Here is a 17,201-nt window from a genome sequence, read left to right on the forward strand (position 1 = left end):
TGATCTTTTAAAGGCAAAAGATCGCAGCCTTCGGCAGCTCCTACAAGGGGGCGGTGTGGCGCTCGAAAAGGACAAAAGGAAAGGGATGCCATGGACAGTTACATCCGCTGGTTTCAACGCTTCATCTGGCTAGGCATTTTAATGAACATGGTGTTCGCAATCCCGGCGCTGTTTGCGCCGGCATTGCTGACCTCGATGCTCGGTATGCCGCCGCAACTCTCCGATCCGTGGCTGGAAAATGCCGGCATGCTGCTGGTGGGGATCAGCCTGTTCTACATGCCATCAGGCTTCAACGCACCGCGATATGTCGTGCATTCGTGGCTGTGCGTATTGTCGCGACTGGTCGCCGTGGCGTTCTGGATCTATCTGATCAATACGAGCAACCAGGCCCAGGTATTCGTGCCGATGCTGCTGGGCGATCTGAGCATGTCCCTGATCCTCGGGATTCTGCTGTGCCTGGGCAGCGCTCCGGCGAGTCGGCCGTGGGCCTTGCTGTGCGATGGCTGGCGGGCCTGGCGTGCTGGGTGGACGCAGCGCTGGCAACGGCACAGTTTCAAGGTGGGCACTTCGATTGTGGTTTTGTTGCTGGCGTTCATCGGTTACCAGACCTGGTACCAGATGCTGCGGGTGGTGCCGGCCGAGCAATACGCCTCCGACGAAGACCACTACAAGTACGCCGCCATCGGCCTCGGCATTGAGGCGCGGATCCCGTATTACCTGTTCGCCGTGCTGCCACAAATGTGCCCGGAAAAATTGCCGAAGCCTGGCGGCTACGAAGTGTTCGGTTTCCTCTACGAAAACGGCAAGGATCTGCCGATCGGCATGGCCAAACGACAAATCGGCTACCCGACCGTGGAGCCCAACTGCGCGCTGTGCCACACCGGCTCCTACCGCACCAATGCCAGCGACGTCGCCACTGCGGTGGCCAGTGCGCCGGCCAACACCCTGCAGCTGCAAGCCTTCCAGTGGTTCGCCTACGATTGCGCCAGCGACCCGAAATTCACCACCGACGCGGTGATGGCAGCGATCAACAGCAAGTTCCAGCTCGGTTTTTTCGAGCGATTGTACAACCGCTACCTGATCATCCCGATGGCCACGAACGCACTGATCAAGCAGAAACAGGCCTATGCCTGGCAACAACTGCGCGCACCGCAAGGACCGGGTCGCACCGACACCTTCAATCCGACGAAAATGGTGGTGTTCGGCTTCCCGGATGACTCGACCATCGGCACCGTCGACTTGCCACAAGTCTGGAACCAGAAACCCCGGGAGTCGCTGTACCTGCACTGGGACGGCAACAACAACGACATCCACGAACGCAACTATGCGGCGGCCATGGCCGTGGGCGCGACGCCGGAGTCGGTGCTGCCAACCAGTTTCAACCGGGTGACCAACTGGCTGCTGGGCCACAAGGCACCGGCCTGGCCGTTCGCGCTGGATCAGGCCAAGGTCGCCAGGGGCAAGCCGGTCTGGGAAAACAACTGCGCCGGTTGCCATGATTTCGGCCGCACCGACACCGGTCAGGTCACCACCAACATTGATGAACTGGGTACCGATCCCCATCGGCTGAATTCGTTCACCACGGGTCTGGTGACGGCCTTCCACGGCTTCAAGAAGTCGCCGTTCGATTTTGGCGCCTACCGCAAGACCCAGAGCTACAGCAACACGCCCACCGACGGCATCTGGTTGCGCGCGCCGTACTTGCACAACGGTTCGGTGCCGACACTGTGGGATCTGCTGCAACCACCGCAACTGCGGCCGCAGGTGTTCTTCACCGGCTCCGACATTTACGACCAGGACAAGGTTGGTTTCGTCACCAGTGGCGAGCAAATGAAAGCTTCGGCGGACTTCAAATACGACACCCGTCTGGAGGGCAACCACAACGGCGGCCACCTGTACGGCACGCAGCTGTCGGAACTCGATAAGCGGGCGCTCATTGAGTTCATGAAAACCTTGTGATTCCAATCGGATGGAGGAAGGCGATATGTCACTGGTCAATCATTTGGGAAATGAGTACGACAAGGTCAAAGTGCGGCTGCACGGGTTGCTCACGCGCGTGGAAATGGCCTGGATGAAGCTCGTCAGCGAGCTCGAACCCCAGGAGTTCGAAGCCATCATCGCGCTGCTCAAACGTGGCCACGATCAGGCGCAGTACGTGCTCAAGCATGGCGAGTTGCCGGACGATCAGCCGAGCGTGCCGTGGGAGTTGGCCCACGGCTTGTCTATCCTGCGCATCGGTAACGCCAGCCCCTTGCCGCAATCGGTGGATGAACTGCAAACCCGGGTGCTGAAGGACGGCAGTCTGCTCGGTTGCCGTAAATGGGAACTGCTCGATCTTTTATGGAGCGAGGCCCTGCTGAAGTGGATTGAAAACCTGCACCATCACGCACCGTTCGCCACGGACCCGGCACTGGTGAAAATGGGGCGCGACGTGACCCTGGCGATCGCCGGCGACTGGGGCACCGGGCCATTCGACAGCCATGCCCCGGCGGTGGCGGTGGCCAATCAGATGAAACTGGCCCGGGCCAATTTCACTATTCACCTGGGGGATGTGTATTACGCCGGCACCCGCTCCCAGGAAGACGTGGACATGGCCGGTTGGCCGATGGGCACGCAGGGCTCGTTCACGCTCAATTCCAACCACGAGATGTACAGCGGCGCCCACGGCTATTTCAAGGAACTGGCCAAGCGCTTTGCGGCGCAGCAGGGCACCAGCTATTTTGCGTTGTACAACGACGACTGGCTGGTGATCGGCCTCGACTCGGCGTATGCCTCGGACGCCATGAACCTGTACATGGATGGCACCCTGAACCAACCACAGATCGACTGGATGAAAAGCCTGCCGCAGCGCAAGAAAGTGATGGTGCTCAGTCATCACCAGGGCTTTGACATCTCAGGGCACAACAAGACCGCGCTGTATCAACCGGTGTGCGACGCCCTGGGGCGCGAGCCGGACTACTGGTATTGGGGGCATTTGCATAACGGCATCTGTTACGCCACCCAGGGCGGGTTGCATGCACGTTGCGCCGGGCATGGGGCGATCCCTTACGGCAACGCCAGTGAACTGAACGGGCATTCGCGGGTGTTGTGGTCGGAAACGCAGAATGCGCGGGATCCGGCCTATCCGGATCGGGTATTGAACGGGTATGTGAAGGTGCGGCTGGTGGGGGAGAACATCGAAGAGACGTTTATTGGCGAGAATGGGTCGGTGCGGTGGTCTTCGGCATTACAGTAATGGTGTGTTGCCCTTAAAAAGATCGCAGCCTKCGGCAGCTCCTACAGGGTCTTGTGTACACCTGTAGGAGCTGCCGAAGGCTGCGATCTTTTGATCTTGATTAGCCCTGGACCGGAACCCCTTTGAGATAAGGCGCAGGCTCGGCCCCAAGGTTGTTCAGCAACCGCTCGCTGTACCAGTCCACGAAGTTCACCACGCCGAACTCATAGGTCTTGGAGTACGGGCCAGGCTGGTACGCGGTGGAGTTGATCCCGCGCTGGTTCTCTTCGGCCAGGCGACGGTCCTGGTCGTTGGTCGCATCCCAGACCTGGCGCATGCGCTCCACGTCGTAGTCCACGCCTTCGACCGCGTCCTTGTGCACGATCCACTTGGTGGTGACCATGGTTTCCTGGGCGCTGATCGGCCACACGGTRAACACGATGATGTGGTCGCCCATGCAGTGGTTCCAGGAGTGCGGCAGGTGCAGGATGCGCATCGAGCCCAGGTCCGGGTTCTGGATCCGGCCCATGAGTTTTTTGCAGCCCTGCTTGCCGTCGATCGTCATCGATACGGTGCCCTTGAGCAGCGGCATGCGCACGATGCGGTTACGCAGGCCGAAGCTGGCGTGAGCGTAAGGGATCTTCTCGGCTTCCCAGGCAGCGGCCGAAGCGGCTACGTGATCCTTGAAGGCCTGGTCGGCACGCGGGTCGGTGACGTCGTCCCATTCCAGCAGGGTTTTCAACAGTTCCGGGTGCGACGCGTTGCAGTGGTAGCACTCGCGGTTGTTTTCCAGCACCAGTTTCCAGTTGGCTTTTTCGAACAAGGTGGTCTGAATCGCCACCTTGGTGTTCTCCATGTCGTACGGTTCCATGTAATGGTTCAGCGTCGACAGGAAGTCATCAATGGCCGGCGGGTTTTCCGACAGGCTGATGAAGATGTAACCGCCAGCGGTTTTCACGTTCACAGGCTTGAGGCCGTACTGCTTCATGTCGAAGTCGGCGCCCATTTCGGTGCCGGCGAACAGCAGGCGACCGTCCAGCTCATACGTCCATTGGTGGTAGTGGCAGACCAGTTTGGCGACTTTGCCTTTTTCACTGGTGCACAGCCGCGAACCACGGTGACGGCAGACGTTGTGGAACGCATGCACCACGCCATCGGCGCCACGAATCACGATGATCGGGTTCTTGCCGATCTGCAGGGTCAGGTAGTTGCCCTTGGTCGGGATTTCGCAGGTCATGCCGGCGATCAACCACTCTTTCTGAAAGATTTCCTGCATGTCGATATCAAACAGGCGCTCGTCGGAGTAAAACGGCTGCGGCAGTGAGAAGGTGCGCTCGCGCTCTTGCAGCATCTGTGCGGTGGCCTTGCGTGCGGGTTCCAGCGGATCGCCCAGGCTCAGGGTAGTAGTGACGTCCATCATTTAATCCTCAAGGCCATTCTGTGTGGCCGGCGAATAGTGGCTACGGTTGTGCGACGCAAGACAAAAAACAGCAGTTATCTGTTGAGGCGAGTGTGGGGCCGGCGCTGCCCGGAACCTTATCCATGGGCGACATGGCCCAATCTGTTCCCGACGCGCAACCCCCGGTAATTGGGGGCTGGTCGCGATAAGTATGTGAATGTCGCAGATAGGTAAATGGGTGGTTCGCGCTATACGCAGAATCGCCAACATGAAGGCCGACAGTCGGCCGTGGAGATCAGCATGTCCAACAGCTTCCTGAACCCGGTAACCACCCAGACCTGGGCCAATGGTCGACACATTGTCCGTTGCGTCAAAGTCATCCAGGAAACCTGGGATGTGCGCACCTTCTGTTTCATGGCCGACCAGCCGATTCTGTTCTTTTTCAAGCCCGGGCAATTCGTCACCCTGGAGCTGGAAATCGACGGCGTGCCGATCATGCGCTCCTACACCATTTCCAGTTCGCCGTCGGTGCCGTACAGCTTTTCGGTGACCATCAAGCGCGTGCCGGGGGGCAAGGTGTCCAACTGGCTGCACGACACTCTACATGAAGGCCAGGAGCTGGCGGTGCACGGGCCGGTCGGACTGTTCAATGCCATGGACTTCCCTGCGCCGAAAATACTCTACCTCAGCGGCGGCGTCGGCATCACGCCGTGCATGTCCATGGCGCGCTGGTTCTACGACACCAACGGCAACGTCGACATGACGTTTATCCACAGCGCCCGCTCGCCCAAAGACATCATTTATCACCGCGAACTGGAACACATGGCGTCGCGGATCGAGAACTTCAGCCTGCACCTGATTTGCGAGAAACATGGCATGGGTGAGCCCTGGGCTGGTTATCGCGGTTACCTGAACCACAGAATGCTTGAATTGATGGCGCCGGATTTCCTTGAGCGTGAAGTGTTCTGCTGCGGCCCGACACCGTATATGAGCGCGGTCAAGCGCTTGCTGGAAGGCGCTGGCTTCGACATGTCGCGCTACCACGAAGAGTCCTTCGGCGCGACTCCGCCAGAAGCCCGCGCCGACGCCGTGGAACACGCTGAACAAGCGGCCGATGCCCCGGAAATCGACGCGGCGGATCTGCATCAGGTGGAATTCACCGCATCCGGCAAGAGCATCCGCGTGGCCCCGGGCGAGACCGTGCATGCGGCGGCGGCCAAGGTCGGCCTGATGATCCCGAAAGCTTGCGGCATGGGCATCTGCGGCACCTGCAAGGTGTTGAAGCTGGGTGGTGAAGTCGAGATGGAACACAACGGCGGGATCACTGAAGAAGACGAAGCCGAAGGGTATATTCTGTCGTGCTGCAGTGTGCCGAAGGGTGACGTGCGTATCGAGTTCTAACTAACGTCGCCCCCCTGTAGGAGCGAGCTTGCTCGCGATGGGCTTGAAAGCGCTGCGTTTATTCAGAAAGCACGCGTTATCGTTAGCGTCCATCGCGAGCAAGCTCGCTCCTACAGAGGTGGGTTCGATCCAATCAGTCGACGAACAGATCCGTCATCAGCTTGTCGTCGCTGTCCGGTGCGAACCGATAGTGCTCGAACTCCGTCACACCGCTTTCTCGCAGTATTTCCTCATCAATCAACAAGCGCCCTGTCAGGCTGCGGTTTGCGCTGCTCAGAATCACATGCGCCGCATCCGCCATGATCGCAGGCAGGCGTGCATGCTTGAACGATTCCCTTGACCCCAGCTGAAACTCGATGGCAGCGGTGGCAATCATGGTCTGCGGCCACAGCGAGTTGACGCTGATGCCGTAATTCCTGAATTCCTCACTCATGCCCAAGGTCAGCATGCTCATGCCGTATTTGGTCACGGTGTACGGGCTGTACTGGGCAAACCACTTGGTGGCCAGGTTCAGGGGTGGGGACAGGTTGAGGATGTGGCCGCTGGACTTCTTCAAGTACGGCAACGCAGCCTGGCTACACAGCAATACGGCACGGGTGTTGATCTGGTGCATCAGGTCAAAGCGCTTGAGTTCAAGGTGCTGGACCCCGGTCAGCTTGATCGCCCCGGCGTTGTTGATCAGTGCATCGATGCCACCGAAGTGTTCGTTGGCCTGGGCCAGTGCCTCACGGACGGCAACCTCTTCGCGCACATCCACCTGCAAGGCCAGCGCCTTGCCGCCAGCGGCTTCCACTTCCTGGGCCACGCTGAAAATCGTGCCTGGCAGCTTGGCGTGGGGTTCGGCGCTTTTGGCGGCGATCACAATGTTGGCCCCATCGCGTGCGGCCCGCAGCGCGATCTCGCGGCCGATGCCGCGGCTGGCGCCGGTGATGAACAGGGTTTTGCCTTGCAATGACATGCTGACGCTCCTGATTGTTGTTATGTGAGCGGATCGGCTCGACAGACAATGTAGACGAGGAGCAAGCAACAGGGGGAGATGGTGTTGGCTTTTGTGGGAGCGAGCTTGCTCGCGATGGCGGAGTGTCAGCTGACATCAATGCTGGATGTGCTGGCCTCATCGCGAGCAAGCTCGCTCCCACAGGAGAGCGGTGTAAGCCAGAGTTTTAGTGGGACATCACTTCACGGATGTCCTTCGCCAGTTCCCGCACGCGCTCTTGCTCGGTGTCCCACGAGCACATGAAGCGTGCGCCGCCGTTGCCGATGAAGGTGTAGAAGCGCCAGCCCTTGGCGGTCAGCGCAGCGATGGCCGGCTCCGACAGCTGCAGGAACACGCCATTGGCCTGTACCGGGAACATCAGCTCCACGCCGGGGATGTCGCTGACCATTTCGGCCAGCAATTGCGCGCAGTGGTTGGCGTGGTTGGCGTATTTGAGCCAGGCGTCGTTTTCCAGGATCCCGACCCACGGCGCCGACAGGAAGCGCATTTTCGACGCCAACTGCCCGGCCTGCTTGCAGCGGTAATCGAAGTCTTCGGCCAGTTTGTGGTTGAAGAACAGAATCGCCTCGCCCACCGCCATGCCGTTTTTCGTACCGCCAAAGCACAGCACGTCGACCCCGGCCTTCCAGGTCAGGTCGGCCGGGGTGCAGCCGAGGAATGCGCAGGCGTTGGAGAACCGTGCGCCGTCCATGTGCAGGTTCAAGCCAAGCTCTTTGCAGGTGGCGCTGATGGCGCGGATTTCGTCCGGGGTGTAGACGCTGCCGACTTCGGTGGCCTGGGTCAGGGTCACGACGCGGGGTTTCGGGTAGTGGATGTCCTGGCGCTTGAGCGCGACCTCGCGGATCGATTCCGGGGTCAGTTTGCCGTTTTCAGTGCGGGCGATCAGCAGTTTGGAGCCATTGGAGAAGAATTCCGGGGCGCCGCATTCGTCGGTTTCGACGTGGGCGGTTTCCGAGCAGATCACGCTGTGGTAACTCTGGCACAGCGACGACAGCGCCAGCGAGTTGGCGGCGGTGCCGTTGAAGGCAAAAAACACTTCGCAGTCGGTTTCGAACAGTTTGCGGAAACCGTCGGAGGCCCGGGCGGTCCACTCGTCGTCGCCGTATGCGCGCTGGTGGCCGTGGTTGGCCTGTTCCATGGCAGCCCAGGCTTCAGGGCAGATGCCGGAATAGTTGTCGCTGGCGAATTGTTGGCTCTTGTCGGTCATGGCCTGCTTCCGTGGTCGAGATGCCTATGGTGAAGCGTCCCGTGGTCAATGAGGGTGCGCACTGTACCCAAGATCGTCAGGTGGAGCGCACAGGATGTCGCTGTCGGGAAAATACACGGTCGAAGGGCAATTATGCACGTGACTATGCACAAGAACATGCACAAGGCCATGCACTTAAAGCAGCGGGACGGGGCACTGGATCTGCTCAAGTGGCTGGCGCTTTTGAGCATGGTGCTCGATCACCTGCGATATGTCGGTTATTCCGCCGATTTGCTGTATGTGCCGGGACGCCTGGCGTTTCCGTGGTTCTGCCTGGCGATGGCGGCCAATCTGGCGCGCGTGGGGACTGCGACGACCGGTGGCCAGTGGCGCTATCTGGGGTGGTTGCTGCTGTTTAGCGCGGTGAGTGAAATTCCTTACCGAATGTTCATTCCCGATCCCGACACCTTGAATGTGCTGCCCACCCTTGCCCTGGGCTTGCTGGTGGTTCGTGGCTGGCAGCAGCCGGTGCTTGCATCGCGACTGCTGGCCGTCGGCGCGGTACTGCTGGCAGGGTTTTTCTCCCAGCGATTGATGTTCGGGTTCTTTGGCGTGCTGTTGCCGCTGGCGATGCTGCTGGTACTGCAGCGGCCCTGGTACTTCGCGCTGTTGGCGGGGTTGGTGTGCCTGGCGGGCAATCAGTGGCAGGTGCTGTATTACTCTGTTCGATTGGGCAATCACGTGGCGATGGCGGCAGTCGCCACTTGTCTGATTGCGCCATGGCTCGGAGTGTTCTTGTTGCGACATGCCCATGACGTAAAACCACCGCCCATTCGACGTTGGGCGTATGCGCTGTATCCCGTGCATTTCCTGCTGTTGCTCGCAGTGCGACAGGCCATCGGATGACCCTGTAGGAGCGAGCCTGCTCGCGATAGCGGCATCACATTCAACATTGATGTCGGCTGACCCGCCGCTATCGCGAGCAGGCTCGCTCCTACAGGGGATCTGCGCTGGATCGACGGTCGGGTTCGGCCAGCCATTTCCCGCCATGTCGTAAACGCACCTTTGCGTGGCGCCCGTAGGCATTTGACGACTCCAAGCCAGTCATACCATCGCTATCAAAGGGCACTGCCGAAAAACCAGTGCCTCACCGAGACGAATGGCGCACCGCCGCCGCTGGGAGAGACGCGATGTTCAGCAAGCAAGACCAGATCCAGGGTTACGACGATGCACTGCTGGCGGCGATGAATGCCGAGGAGCAACGTCAGGAAGATCACATCGAGCTGATCGCGTCGGAGAACTACACCAGCAAGCGCGTGATGCAAGCGCAAGGCAGCGGCCTGACCAACAAATACGCCGAAGGCTACCCGGGCAAGCGCTACTACGGTGGCTGCGAGCACGTCGACAAGGTTGAGGCGCTGGCCATCGAGCGCGCCAAGCAACTGTTCGGCGCCGATTACGCCAACGTCCAGCCGCACTCCGGCTCCTCGGCCAACAGCGCCGTGTACCTGGCCCTGCTGCAAGCAGGCGACACTATCCTCGGCATGAGCCTGGCCCACGGCGGTCACCTGACCCACGGCGCCAAAGTGTCGTCCTCGGGCAAGCTGTACAACGCCGTGCAGTACGGTATCGACACCAAAACCGGTCTGATCGATTACGACGAAGTCGAGCGCCTGGCCGTCGAGTGCAAGCCGAAGATGATCGTCGCCGGCTTCTCGGCCTACTCCAAGACCCTCGACTTCCCGCGCTTCCGTCAGATCGCCGACAAGGTTGGTGCACTGCTGTTCGTCGACATGGCCCACGTTGCCGGTCTGGTCGCTGCCGGCCTGTACCCGAACCCGCTGCCTTACGCCGATGTGGTCACCACCACTACCCACAAGACCCTGCGCGGTCCACGTGGCGGCCTGATCCTAGCCAAGGCCAACGAAGAAATCGAGAAGAAGCTCAACGCCGCGGTATTCCCCGGTGCCCAGGGCGGCCCGCTGATGCACGTGATCGCCGGTAAGGCGGTGTGCTTCAAGGAAGCGCTGGAACCAGGCTTCAAGGCTTATCAGCAGCAAGTGATCGACAATGCCCAGGCCATGGCCGGCGTGTTTATCAAACGCGGCTACGATGTAGTGTCCGGCGGTACCGACAACCACCTGTTCCTGGTCAGCCTGATCCGTCAGGGCCTCACCGGCAAAGAGGCGGATGCAGCACTCGGTCGCGCCCACATCACTGTGAACAAGAACGCTGTCCCGAACGATCCACAGTCGCCGTTCGTGACCTCCGGCCTGCGCATCGGCACCCCGGCGGTGACCACGCGCGGCTTCAAGGTGACCCAGTGCGTCACGCTGGCCGGCTGGATCTGCGACATCCTCGACAACCTCGGCGACGCCGATGTCGAGGCCAATGTCGCCGAGCAAGTGGCAGCCCTGTGCGCGGACTTCCCGGTTTATCGCTGAGTGCGGTTTTGGAGTAAATGACTATGCAACGCTACTCGGGCTTCGGCCTCTTCAAACACTCTCTCAGCCATCATGAAAACTGGCAGAAAATGTGGCGCACGCCGACCCCTAAAAAGGTCTACGACGTGGTCATCGTCGGCGGTGGCGGGCATGGTCTCGCCACGGCCTACTACCTGGCCAAGGAACACGGCATCACCAACGTGGCCGTGGTCGAGAAGGGCTGGCTGGGCGGCGGTAACACCGCGCGCAACACCACTATCGTTCGCTCCAACTACCTGTGGGACGAGTCGGCGCACCTGTACGAACACGCGATGAAACTGTGGGAAGGCCTGTCCCAGGACCTCAACTACAACGTGATGTTCTCCCAGCGCGGCGTCTACAACCTGTGCCACACCCTGCAGGACATCCGTGATTCCGAGCGTCGGGTCAGCGCCAACCGCCTCAACGGCGTCGACGGTGAGCTGCTCGATGCCAAGCAAGTGGCCGACGAGATCCCGTACCTCGACTGCTCCAAGAACACTCGCTACCCGGTGATGGGCGCCACTGTCCAGCGTCGCGGCGGCGTGGCCCGTCACGATGCCGTGGCCTGGGGCTTTGCCCGTGCCGCCGACGCCCTCGGCGTGGACTTGATCCAGCAGACCGAAGTGATCGGTTTCCGCAAGGAAAACGGCGTGTGCATCGGCGTTGAAACCAACAAGGGCTTCATCGGCGCCAAGCGCGTCGGCGTGGTGACTGCCGGTAACTCCGGGCACATGGCCAAGCTCGCCGGTTTTCGCCTGCCGATCGAATCCCACCCGCTGCAAGCGCTGGTGTCCGAGCCGATCAAGCCGATTATCGACAGCGTGATCATGTCCAACGCCGTGCACGGTTACATCAGCCAGTCCGACAAGGGCGACCTGGTGATCGGCGCCGGTATCGACGGTTACAACGGCTACGGCCAGCGCGGTTCTTACCCTGTGATCGAACACACCGTCCAGGCCATCGTCGAGATGTTCCCGGTGCTGTCGCGCGTACGCATGAACCGTCAGTGGGGCGGCATCGTCGACACCACGCCGGATGCCTGCCCGATCATTTCGAAAACCCCGGTACCGAACATGTTCTTCAACTGCGGTTGGGGCACCGGCGGCTTCAAGGCCACACCTGGCTCGGGCAACGTGTTTGCCGCGAGCCTGGCCAAGGGTGAAATGCACCCATTGGCCGCACCTTTCTCCATCGACCGTTTCCACAACGGTGCGTTGATCGATGAACACGGCGCTGCTGCGGTTGCCCACTAACAGGAGAAATCCCCATGTTGCATATCTTCTGTCCTCACTGCGGCGAACTGCGCTCCGAAGAGGAATTCCATGCATCCGGCCAGGCGCACATCCCGCGTCCACTGGATCCGAACACCTGCACCGACGAGGAGTGGGGCGACTACATGTTCTTCCGCGATAACCCGCGCGGTCTGCACCACGAGCTGTGGGATCACGTCGCCGGTTGCCGTCAGTACTTCAACGCCACCCGCGACACCGTGACCTACGAGATTCTCGAAACCTACAAGATCGGCACCAAGCCACAATTCACCGACAAGACCGATAGCCCGAAAGCGGCCAGCACGGCTCTGGGAGAGAAGGTATGAGCCAGATCAATCGCCTGTCCAACGGCGGACGGATCGACCGCAACAAAGTCTTGAGCTTCACCTTCAACGGCCAGAACTACAAAGGCTTCGAAGGTGATTCCCTGGCCGCTGCACTGCTGGCCAACGGCGTCGACATCATCGGTCGCAGCTTCAAGTATTCCCGTCCGCGCGGCATCTTCGCTGCGGGCGCTGAAGAGCCGAACGCGGTGCTGCAGATCGGCGCCACCGAAGCCACGCAGATCCCGAACGTGCGCGCCACGCAACAGGCGCTGTATCAAGGCCTGGTCGCCACCAGCACCAACGGCTGGCCGAGCGTGAACAACGACATGATGGGGATTCTCGGCAAGGTCGGCGGCAAGCTGATGCCTCCGGGCTTCTACTACAAAACCTTCATGTACCCGCAATCGTTCTGGATGACTTACGAGAAGTACATCCGCAAAGCCGCCGGCCTTGGCCGCTCGCCGACCGAGAACGATCCGGACACCTACGACTACATGAACCAGCACTGCGACGTGCTGATCGTTGGCGCTGGCCCTGCTGGCCTGGCGGCAGCACTGGCGGCTGCGCGCAGCGGTGCCCGTGTGATCCTCGCCGATGAGCAGGAAGAGTTCGGCGGCAGCCTGCTCGATTCCCGCGAAAGCCTCGACGGCAAGCCTGCGACCGAGTGGGTCGCCAGCGTCATCGACGAGCTGAAGAACACCCCGGACGTGCTGCTGTTGCCGCGCGCCACCGTCAACGGCTACCACGACCACAACTTCCTGACCATTCACGAGCGCCTGACCGATCACCTCGGCGACCGCGCACCGATTGGCCAGGTGCGTCAGCGCATCCACCGGGTCCGCGCCACTCGCGTGGTGCTGGCGACCGGTGCTCACGAGCGTCCACTGGTCTACGGCAACAATGACGTACCGGGCAACATGCTCGCCGGCGCCATCTCGACCTACGTGCGCCGTTACGGCGTGGCACCGGGCAAGAAGCTGGTGCTGTCGACCAACAACGACCACGCCTACCGCGTTGCCCTGGATTGGCTCGATGCCAGCCTGCAAGTGGTGGCCATCGCCGATGCCCGCAGCAACCCGCGTGGTGCGCTGGTGGAAGAAGCACGTGCCAAAGGTATCCGCATTCTCACCGGCAGCGCCGTGATCGAAGCCCGTGGCAGCAAGCGCGTGACCGCTGCCCGTGTGGCCGCCATCGATGTCAAAGCCCACACCGTGACCAGCCCTGGCGAATGGCTTGAATGCGACGTGGTGGCCAGCTCCGGTGGTTACAGCCCGGTGGTTCACCTGGCTTCGCACCTGGGTGGCAAGCCGATCTGGCGCGAAGACATCCTCGGTTTCGTACCGGGTGAAGCGCCGCAGAAACGCGTGTGTGTCGGTGGCATCAACGGCGTCTACGGCCTTGGCGATTCTCTGGCCGACGGTTTTGAAGGAGGCGCCCGCGCCGCCGCTGAAGCCGGGTTCCAGACCGTCGAAGGCGTACTGCCGAAAGCCCTGAGCCGTCTCGAAGAGCCGACCCTGGCGCTGTTCCAGGTGCCCCATGAAAAGAACACCGCACGGGCGCCGAAGCAATTCGTCGACCTGCAAAACGACGTCACCGCCGCCGCCATCGAACTGGCGACCCGTGAAGGCTTCGAGTCGGTCGAGCACGTCAAGCGCTACACCGCGCTGGGCTTCGGCACCGATCAGGGCAAGCTCGGCAACGTCAACGGCCTGGCCATCGCTGCCCGCTCGCTGAACGTGACCATCCCGCAGATGGGCACCACCATGTTCCGTCCGAACTACACGCCGGTGACCTTTGGCGCCGTGGCCGGTCGTCACTGTGGGCACATCTTCGAGCCGGTACGCTACACCGCTCTGCATCAGTGGCACCTGAAGAACGGCGCCGAGTTCGAAGACGTCGGCCAGTGGAAACGTCCGTGGTACTTCCCGAAATCCGGTGAAGACCTGCACGCTGCAGTGAAGCGTGAGTGCAAAGCCGTGCGCGACAGCGTCGGCCTGCTCGACGCTTCGACCCTGGGCAAGATCGATATCCAGGGCCCGGATACGCGCGAGTTCCTCAACCGCGTCTACACCAACGCCTGGACCAAGCTCGACGTGGGCAAGGCGCGTTATGGCCTGATGTGCAAAGAAGACGGCATGGTGTTCGACGACGGCGTGACCGCTTGCCTGGCCGATAACCATTTCGTCATGACCACCACCACCGGCGGCGCGGCTCGCGTACTTCAGTGGCTGGAGCTGTACCACCAGACTGAATGGCCGGAGATGAAGGTGTACTTCACCTCCGTCACCGACCATTGGGCAACCATGACCCTGTCCGGGCCGAACAGCCGCAAGCTGCTCGCTGAAGTCACCGACATCGACCTGAGCAACGAAGCCTTCCCGTTCATGACCTGGAAAGAAGGTCTGGTCGGTGGTGTGCCGGCGCGGGTGTTCCGGATTTCGTTTACCGGTGAACTGTCGTACGAAGTCAACGTGCAAGCCGACTACGCCATGGGTGTGCTGGAAAAAATCGTCGATGCCGGCAAGAAGTACAACCTGACGCCATATGGCACCGAAACCATGCACGTGCTGCGGGCCGAGAAGGGCTTCATCATCGTCGGCCAGGACACTGACAGCTCGATGACCCCGGACGACCTGAACATGGGCTGGTGTGTCGGTCGCACCAAACCGTTCTCGTGGATCGGCTGGCGTGGCATGAACCGTGAAGATTGCGTGCGTGATCAGCGCAAGCAACTGGTTGGCCTCAAGCCGATCGATCCGAACAAATGGCTGCCGGAAGGCGCGCAGCTGGTGTTTAACACCAAGCAGGCGATCCCGATGACCATGGTTGGTCACGTGACCTCCAGTTACCTGCACAACTCCCTGGGCTATTCGTTCGCCATGGGCGTGGTCAAGGGCGGCCTGAACCGCATGGGCGAGCGCGTGTTCGCACCGCTGGCGGATGGCAGCGTGATCGAGGCGGAAATCGTTTCTTCGGTGTTCTTCGATCCGAAGGGCGAACGCCAGAACGTGTAAAGGCTTCGGGTCCTGTGGGGTGTGAGCTGCCGCCATCGCGAGCAAGCTCGCTCCCACAGTGGACTGATGCCTGACACAAATTTTTCTGGCGACTTCAATCCTGTGGGAGCGAGCTTGCTCGCGATGGCGGCAGAAGCGCCACCACAAGGGCCGGAACCAACAAAATTCAACACAGGTGCTTTATGACCGCAGCCAATGTTTACCAACAACGCCCAACCTCCGGGGCCAAGGCCGAGTCGTCGCTGCATCACGCCGACCTCGCCAGCCTGGTGGGCAAGGGTCGCAAGAACGCCGGCGTGACCGTGCGTGAGAAAAAACTCCTCGGCCACTTGACCATTCGTGGCGATGGCCACGATGCCGCGTTTGCCGCGGGCGTGCACAAGGCCCTTGGCATCGAGTTGCCGGGCGCGCTGAGCGTCATCGTCAAAGGCGAAACCAGCCTGCAATGGATGGGGCCGGATGAGTGGCTGCTGATCGTGCCGACCGGCGAAGAATTGGCCGCCGAGCAAAAGCTCCGCAAAGCGCTTGGCGATCTGCACATTGCAATCGTCAACGTCAGCGGTGGCCAGCAAGTCCTCGAACTGAGCGGCCCGAACGTGCGCCAGGTGCTGATGAAGTCCACCAGCTACGACGTGCACCCGAACAACTTCCCGGTAGGCAAAGCTGTCGGCACGGTGTTCGCCAAGTCGCAACTGATGATCCGTCACACCGCTGAGGACACTTGGGAACTGTTGATTCGTCGCAGCTTCTCGGATTACTGGTGGCTGTGGTTGCAGGATGCTTCTGCCGAGTACGGGCTGAGCGTTCAGGCTTGATCACCGATCAACTGTAGGAGCGAGCTTGCTCGCGAAAAACGTCAACGATAACGCGTGCTTCCTGATTTAACGCGTCGTCCTGAAGTCCTTCGCGAGCAAGCTCGCTCCTACAGGAGGCATCTACCGTTTTCAAGGGAGTCACTGCTATGAGCCGCGCCCCAGACACATGGATTCTGACCGCCGACTGCCCCAGCGTGCTCGGCACCGTGGACGCGGTGACCCGCTTTCTGTTCGAGCAGGGCTGCTACGTCACCGAGCACCACTCCTTCGATGACCGGCTCTCGGGCCGTTTCTTCATTCGTGTGGAATTTCGCCAACCCGATGGCTTCGACGAGCAGTCGTTCCGCGCGGGCCTGGCCGAGCGTGGTGAAGCCTTCGGCATGATCTTCGAACTGGTCGCGCCGAACTATCGGCCGAAAGTGGTGATCATGGTTTCCAAGGCCGATCACTGCCTCAACGACTTGCTCTATCGCCAGCGCATCGGCCAGTTGTCGATGGACGTCGCTGCCGTGGTTTCCAACCACCCGGACCTCAAGCCGCTGGCCGACTGGCACCAGATTCCGTACTACCACTTCCCGCTGGATCCGAACGACAAGCCGTCCCAAGAGCGTCAGGTGTGGCAGGTCATCGAAGAGTCCGGCGCCGAACTAGTGATCCTTGCACGCTACATGCAAGTGCTGTCGCCGGAGTTGTGCCGCAAGCTCGATGGCAAGGCGATCAACATCCACCACTCCCTGCTGCCCGGGTTCAAGGGCGCCAAGCCTTATCACCAGGCCTACAACAAGGGCGTGAAACTGGTGGGCGCCACGGCGCATTACATCAACAACGACCTCGATGAAGGTCCGATCATTGCCCAGGGTGTGGAGGCAGTGGACCACAGCCATTATCCGGAAGATTTGATCGCCAAGGGGCGGGATATCGAAGGGCTGACGCTGGCCCGGGCGGTGGGCTATCACATTGAAAGAAGAGTGTTTTTGAACGCGAACAGGACGGTTGTTCTCTAGCGTTTTTTACTGCCTGAAAAGATCGCAGCCTTCGGCAGCTCCTACAGGGGTATGCAATCAATGTAGGAGCTGCCGAAGGCTGCGATCTTTTGAATTCCCGAGCACTTAA

At 60.8% G+C, this 17,201-nt stretch carries 13 protein-coding genes; 10 read left to right on the top strand and 3 right to left on the bottom strand.

Going from position 1 to position 17,201, the window contains the following annotated elements; translation table 11 throughout:
• Nucleotides 1-90: 90 nt before the first annotated feature.
• Complete coding sequence (locus AC1DVH_RS07895; protein ID WP_477753316.1) at nt 91-1,959, top strand: c-type cytochrome; 1,869 nt, start codon at nt 91-93, stop codon at nt 1,957-1,959.
• 25 nt (nt 1,960-1,984) lie between these two features.
• Nucleotides 1,985-3,235: a metallophosphoesterase family protein gene (locus tag AC1DVH_RS07900; RefSeq protein ID WP_477753317.1), complete on the top strand. Its 1,251-nt coding sequence runs from the start codon at nt 1,985-1,987 to the stop codon at nt 3,233-3,235.
• 100 nt (nt 3,236-3,335) lie between these two features.
• Here the strand turns inward: AC1DVH_RS07900 and gbcA are convergent, their stop codons facing one another.
• On the bottom strand, nt 3,336-4,631 hold the full coding sequence (gene gbcA, locus AC1DVH_RS07905; RefSeq protein WP_477753318.1) for a glycine-betaine demethylase subunit GbcA: 1,296 nt from the start codon (nt 4,629-4,631) through the stop codon (nt 3,336-3,338).
• 282 nt (nt 4,632-4,913) lie between these two features.
• Between gbcA and gbcB the strand changes: the two genes are divergently transcribed.
• A complete protein-coding gene (gbcB, locus tag AC1DVH_RS07910) occupies nt 4,914-6,014 on the top strand; it encodes a glycine-betaine demethylase subunit GbcB (protein WP_477753319.1) in 1,101 nt (366 codons plus the stop codon).
• A 133-nt stretch (nt 6,015-6,147) separates the two neighbouring features.
• Here gbcB and AC1DVH_RS07915 read toward each other — a convergent pair whose 3' ends face one another.
• Nucleotides 6,148-6,972, bottom strand: a complete 825-nt coding sequence (locus AC1DVH_RS07915) for an SDR family oxidoreductase (protein WP_477753320.1) — start codon at nt 6,970-6,972, stop codon at nt 6,148-6,150.
• A 205-nt stretch (nt 6,973-7,177) separates the two neighbouring features.
• Entirely contained in the window at nt 7,178-8,218 is a 1,041-nt protein-coding gene (locus tag AC1DVH_RS07920) for a threonine aldolase family protein (RefSeq protein ID WP_477753321.1), read from the bottom strand.
• Between the two features lie 132 nt (nt 8,219-8,350).
• On the opposite strand from AC1DVH_RS07920, the gene AC1DVH_RS07925 reads away from it, so the two are divergent.
• The 7 genes from AC1DVH_RS07925 to purU all read left to right on the top strand — a co-directional run bounded on the left by AC1DVH_RS07925 (nt 8,351) and on the right by purU (nt 17,092).
• Nucleotides 8,351-9,103 (top strand): TraX family protein, encoded by a 753-nt coding sequence (locus AC1DVH_RS07925; RefSeq protein WP_477753322.1) that lies wholly within the window; start codon nt 8,351-8,353, stop codon nt 9,101-9,103.
• Nucleotides 9,104-9,387: 284 nt separating this feature from the next.
• A complete protein-coding gene (gene glyA / locus AC1DVH_RS07930) occupies nt 9,388-10,641 on the top strand; it encodes a serine hydroxymethyltransferase (RefSeq protein ID WP_130210172.1) in 1,254 nt (417 codons plus the stop codon).
• A 23-nt stretch (nt 10,642-10,664) separates the two neighbouring features.
• A complete protein-coding gene (locus AC1DVH_RS07935) occupies nt 10,665-11,915 on the top strand; it encodes a sarcosine oxidase subunit beta (protein WP_038981138.1) in 1,251 nt (416 codons plus the stop codon).
• Nucleotides 11,916-11,929: 14 nt separating this feature from the next.
• The gene (locus tag AC1DVH_RS07940; protein ID WP_223456827.1) at nt 11,930-12,259 is read left to right on the top strand and encodes a sarcosine oxidase subunit delta; all 330 of its coding nucleotides are present in this window, start codon (nt 11,930-11,932) and stop codon (nt 12,257-12,259) included.
• A complete protein-coding gene (locus tag AC1DVH_RS07945; protein WP_477753323.1) occupies nt 12,256-15,273 on the top strand; it encodes a sarcosine oxidase subunit alpha in 3,018 nt (1,005 codons plus the stop codon). The genes AC1DVH_RS07940 and AC1DVH_RS07945 overlap by 4 nt, the downstream gene beginning before the upstream one ends.
• 182 nt (nt 15,274-15,455) lie before the next feature.
• A complete protein-coding gene (locus AC1DVH_RS07950; RefSeq protein WP_150725144.1) occupies nt 15,456-16,088 on the top strand; it encodes a sarcosine oxidase subunit gamma in 633 nt (210 codons plus the stop codon).
• Between the two features lie 146 nt (nt 16,089-16,234).
• Complete coding sequence (gene purU, locus AC1DVH_RS07955; protein WP_477753324.1) at nt 16,235-17,092, top strand: formyltetrahydrofolate deformylase; 858 nt, start codon at nt 16,235-16,237, stop codon at nt 17,090-17,092.
• Nucleotides 17,093-17,201: the final 109 nt, after the last annotated feature.

The sequence above is a fragment of the Pseudomonas sp. P4_C3 genome (assembly GCF_056402075.1).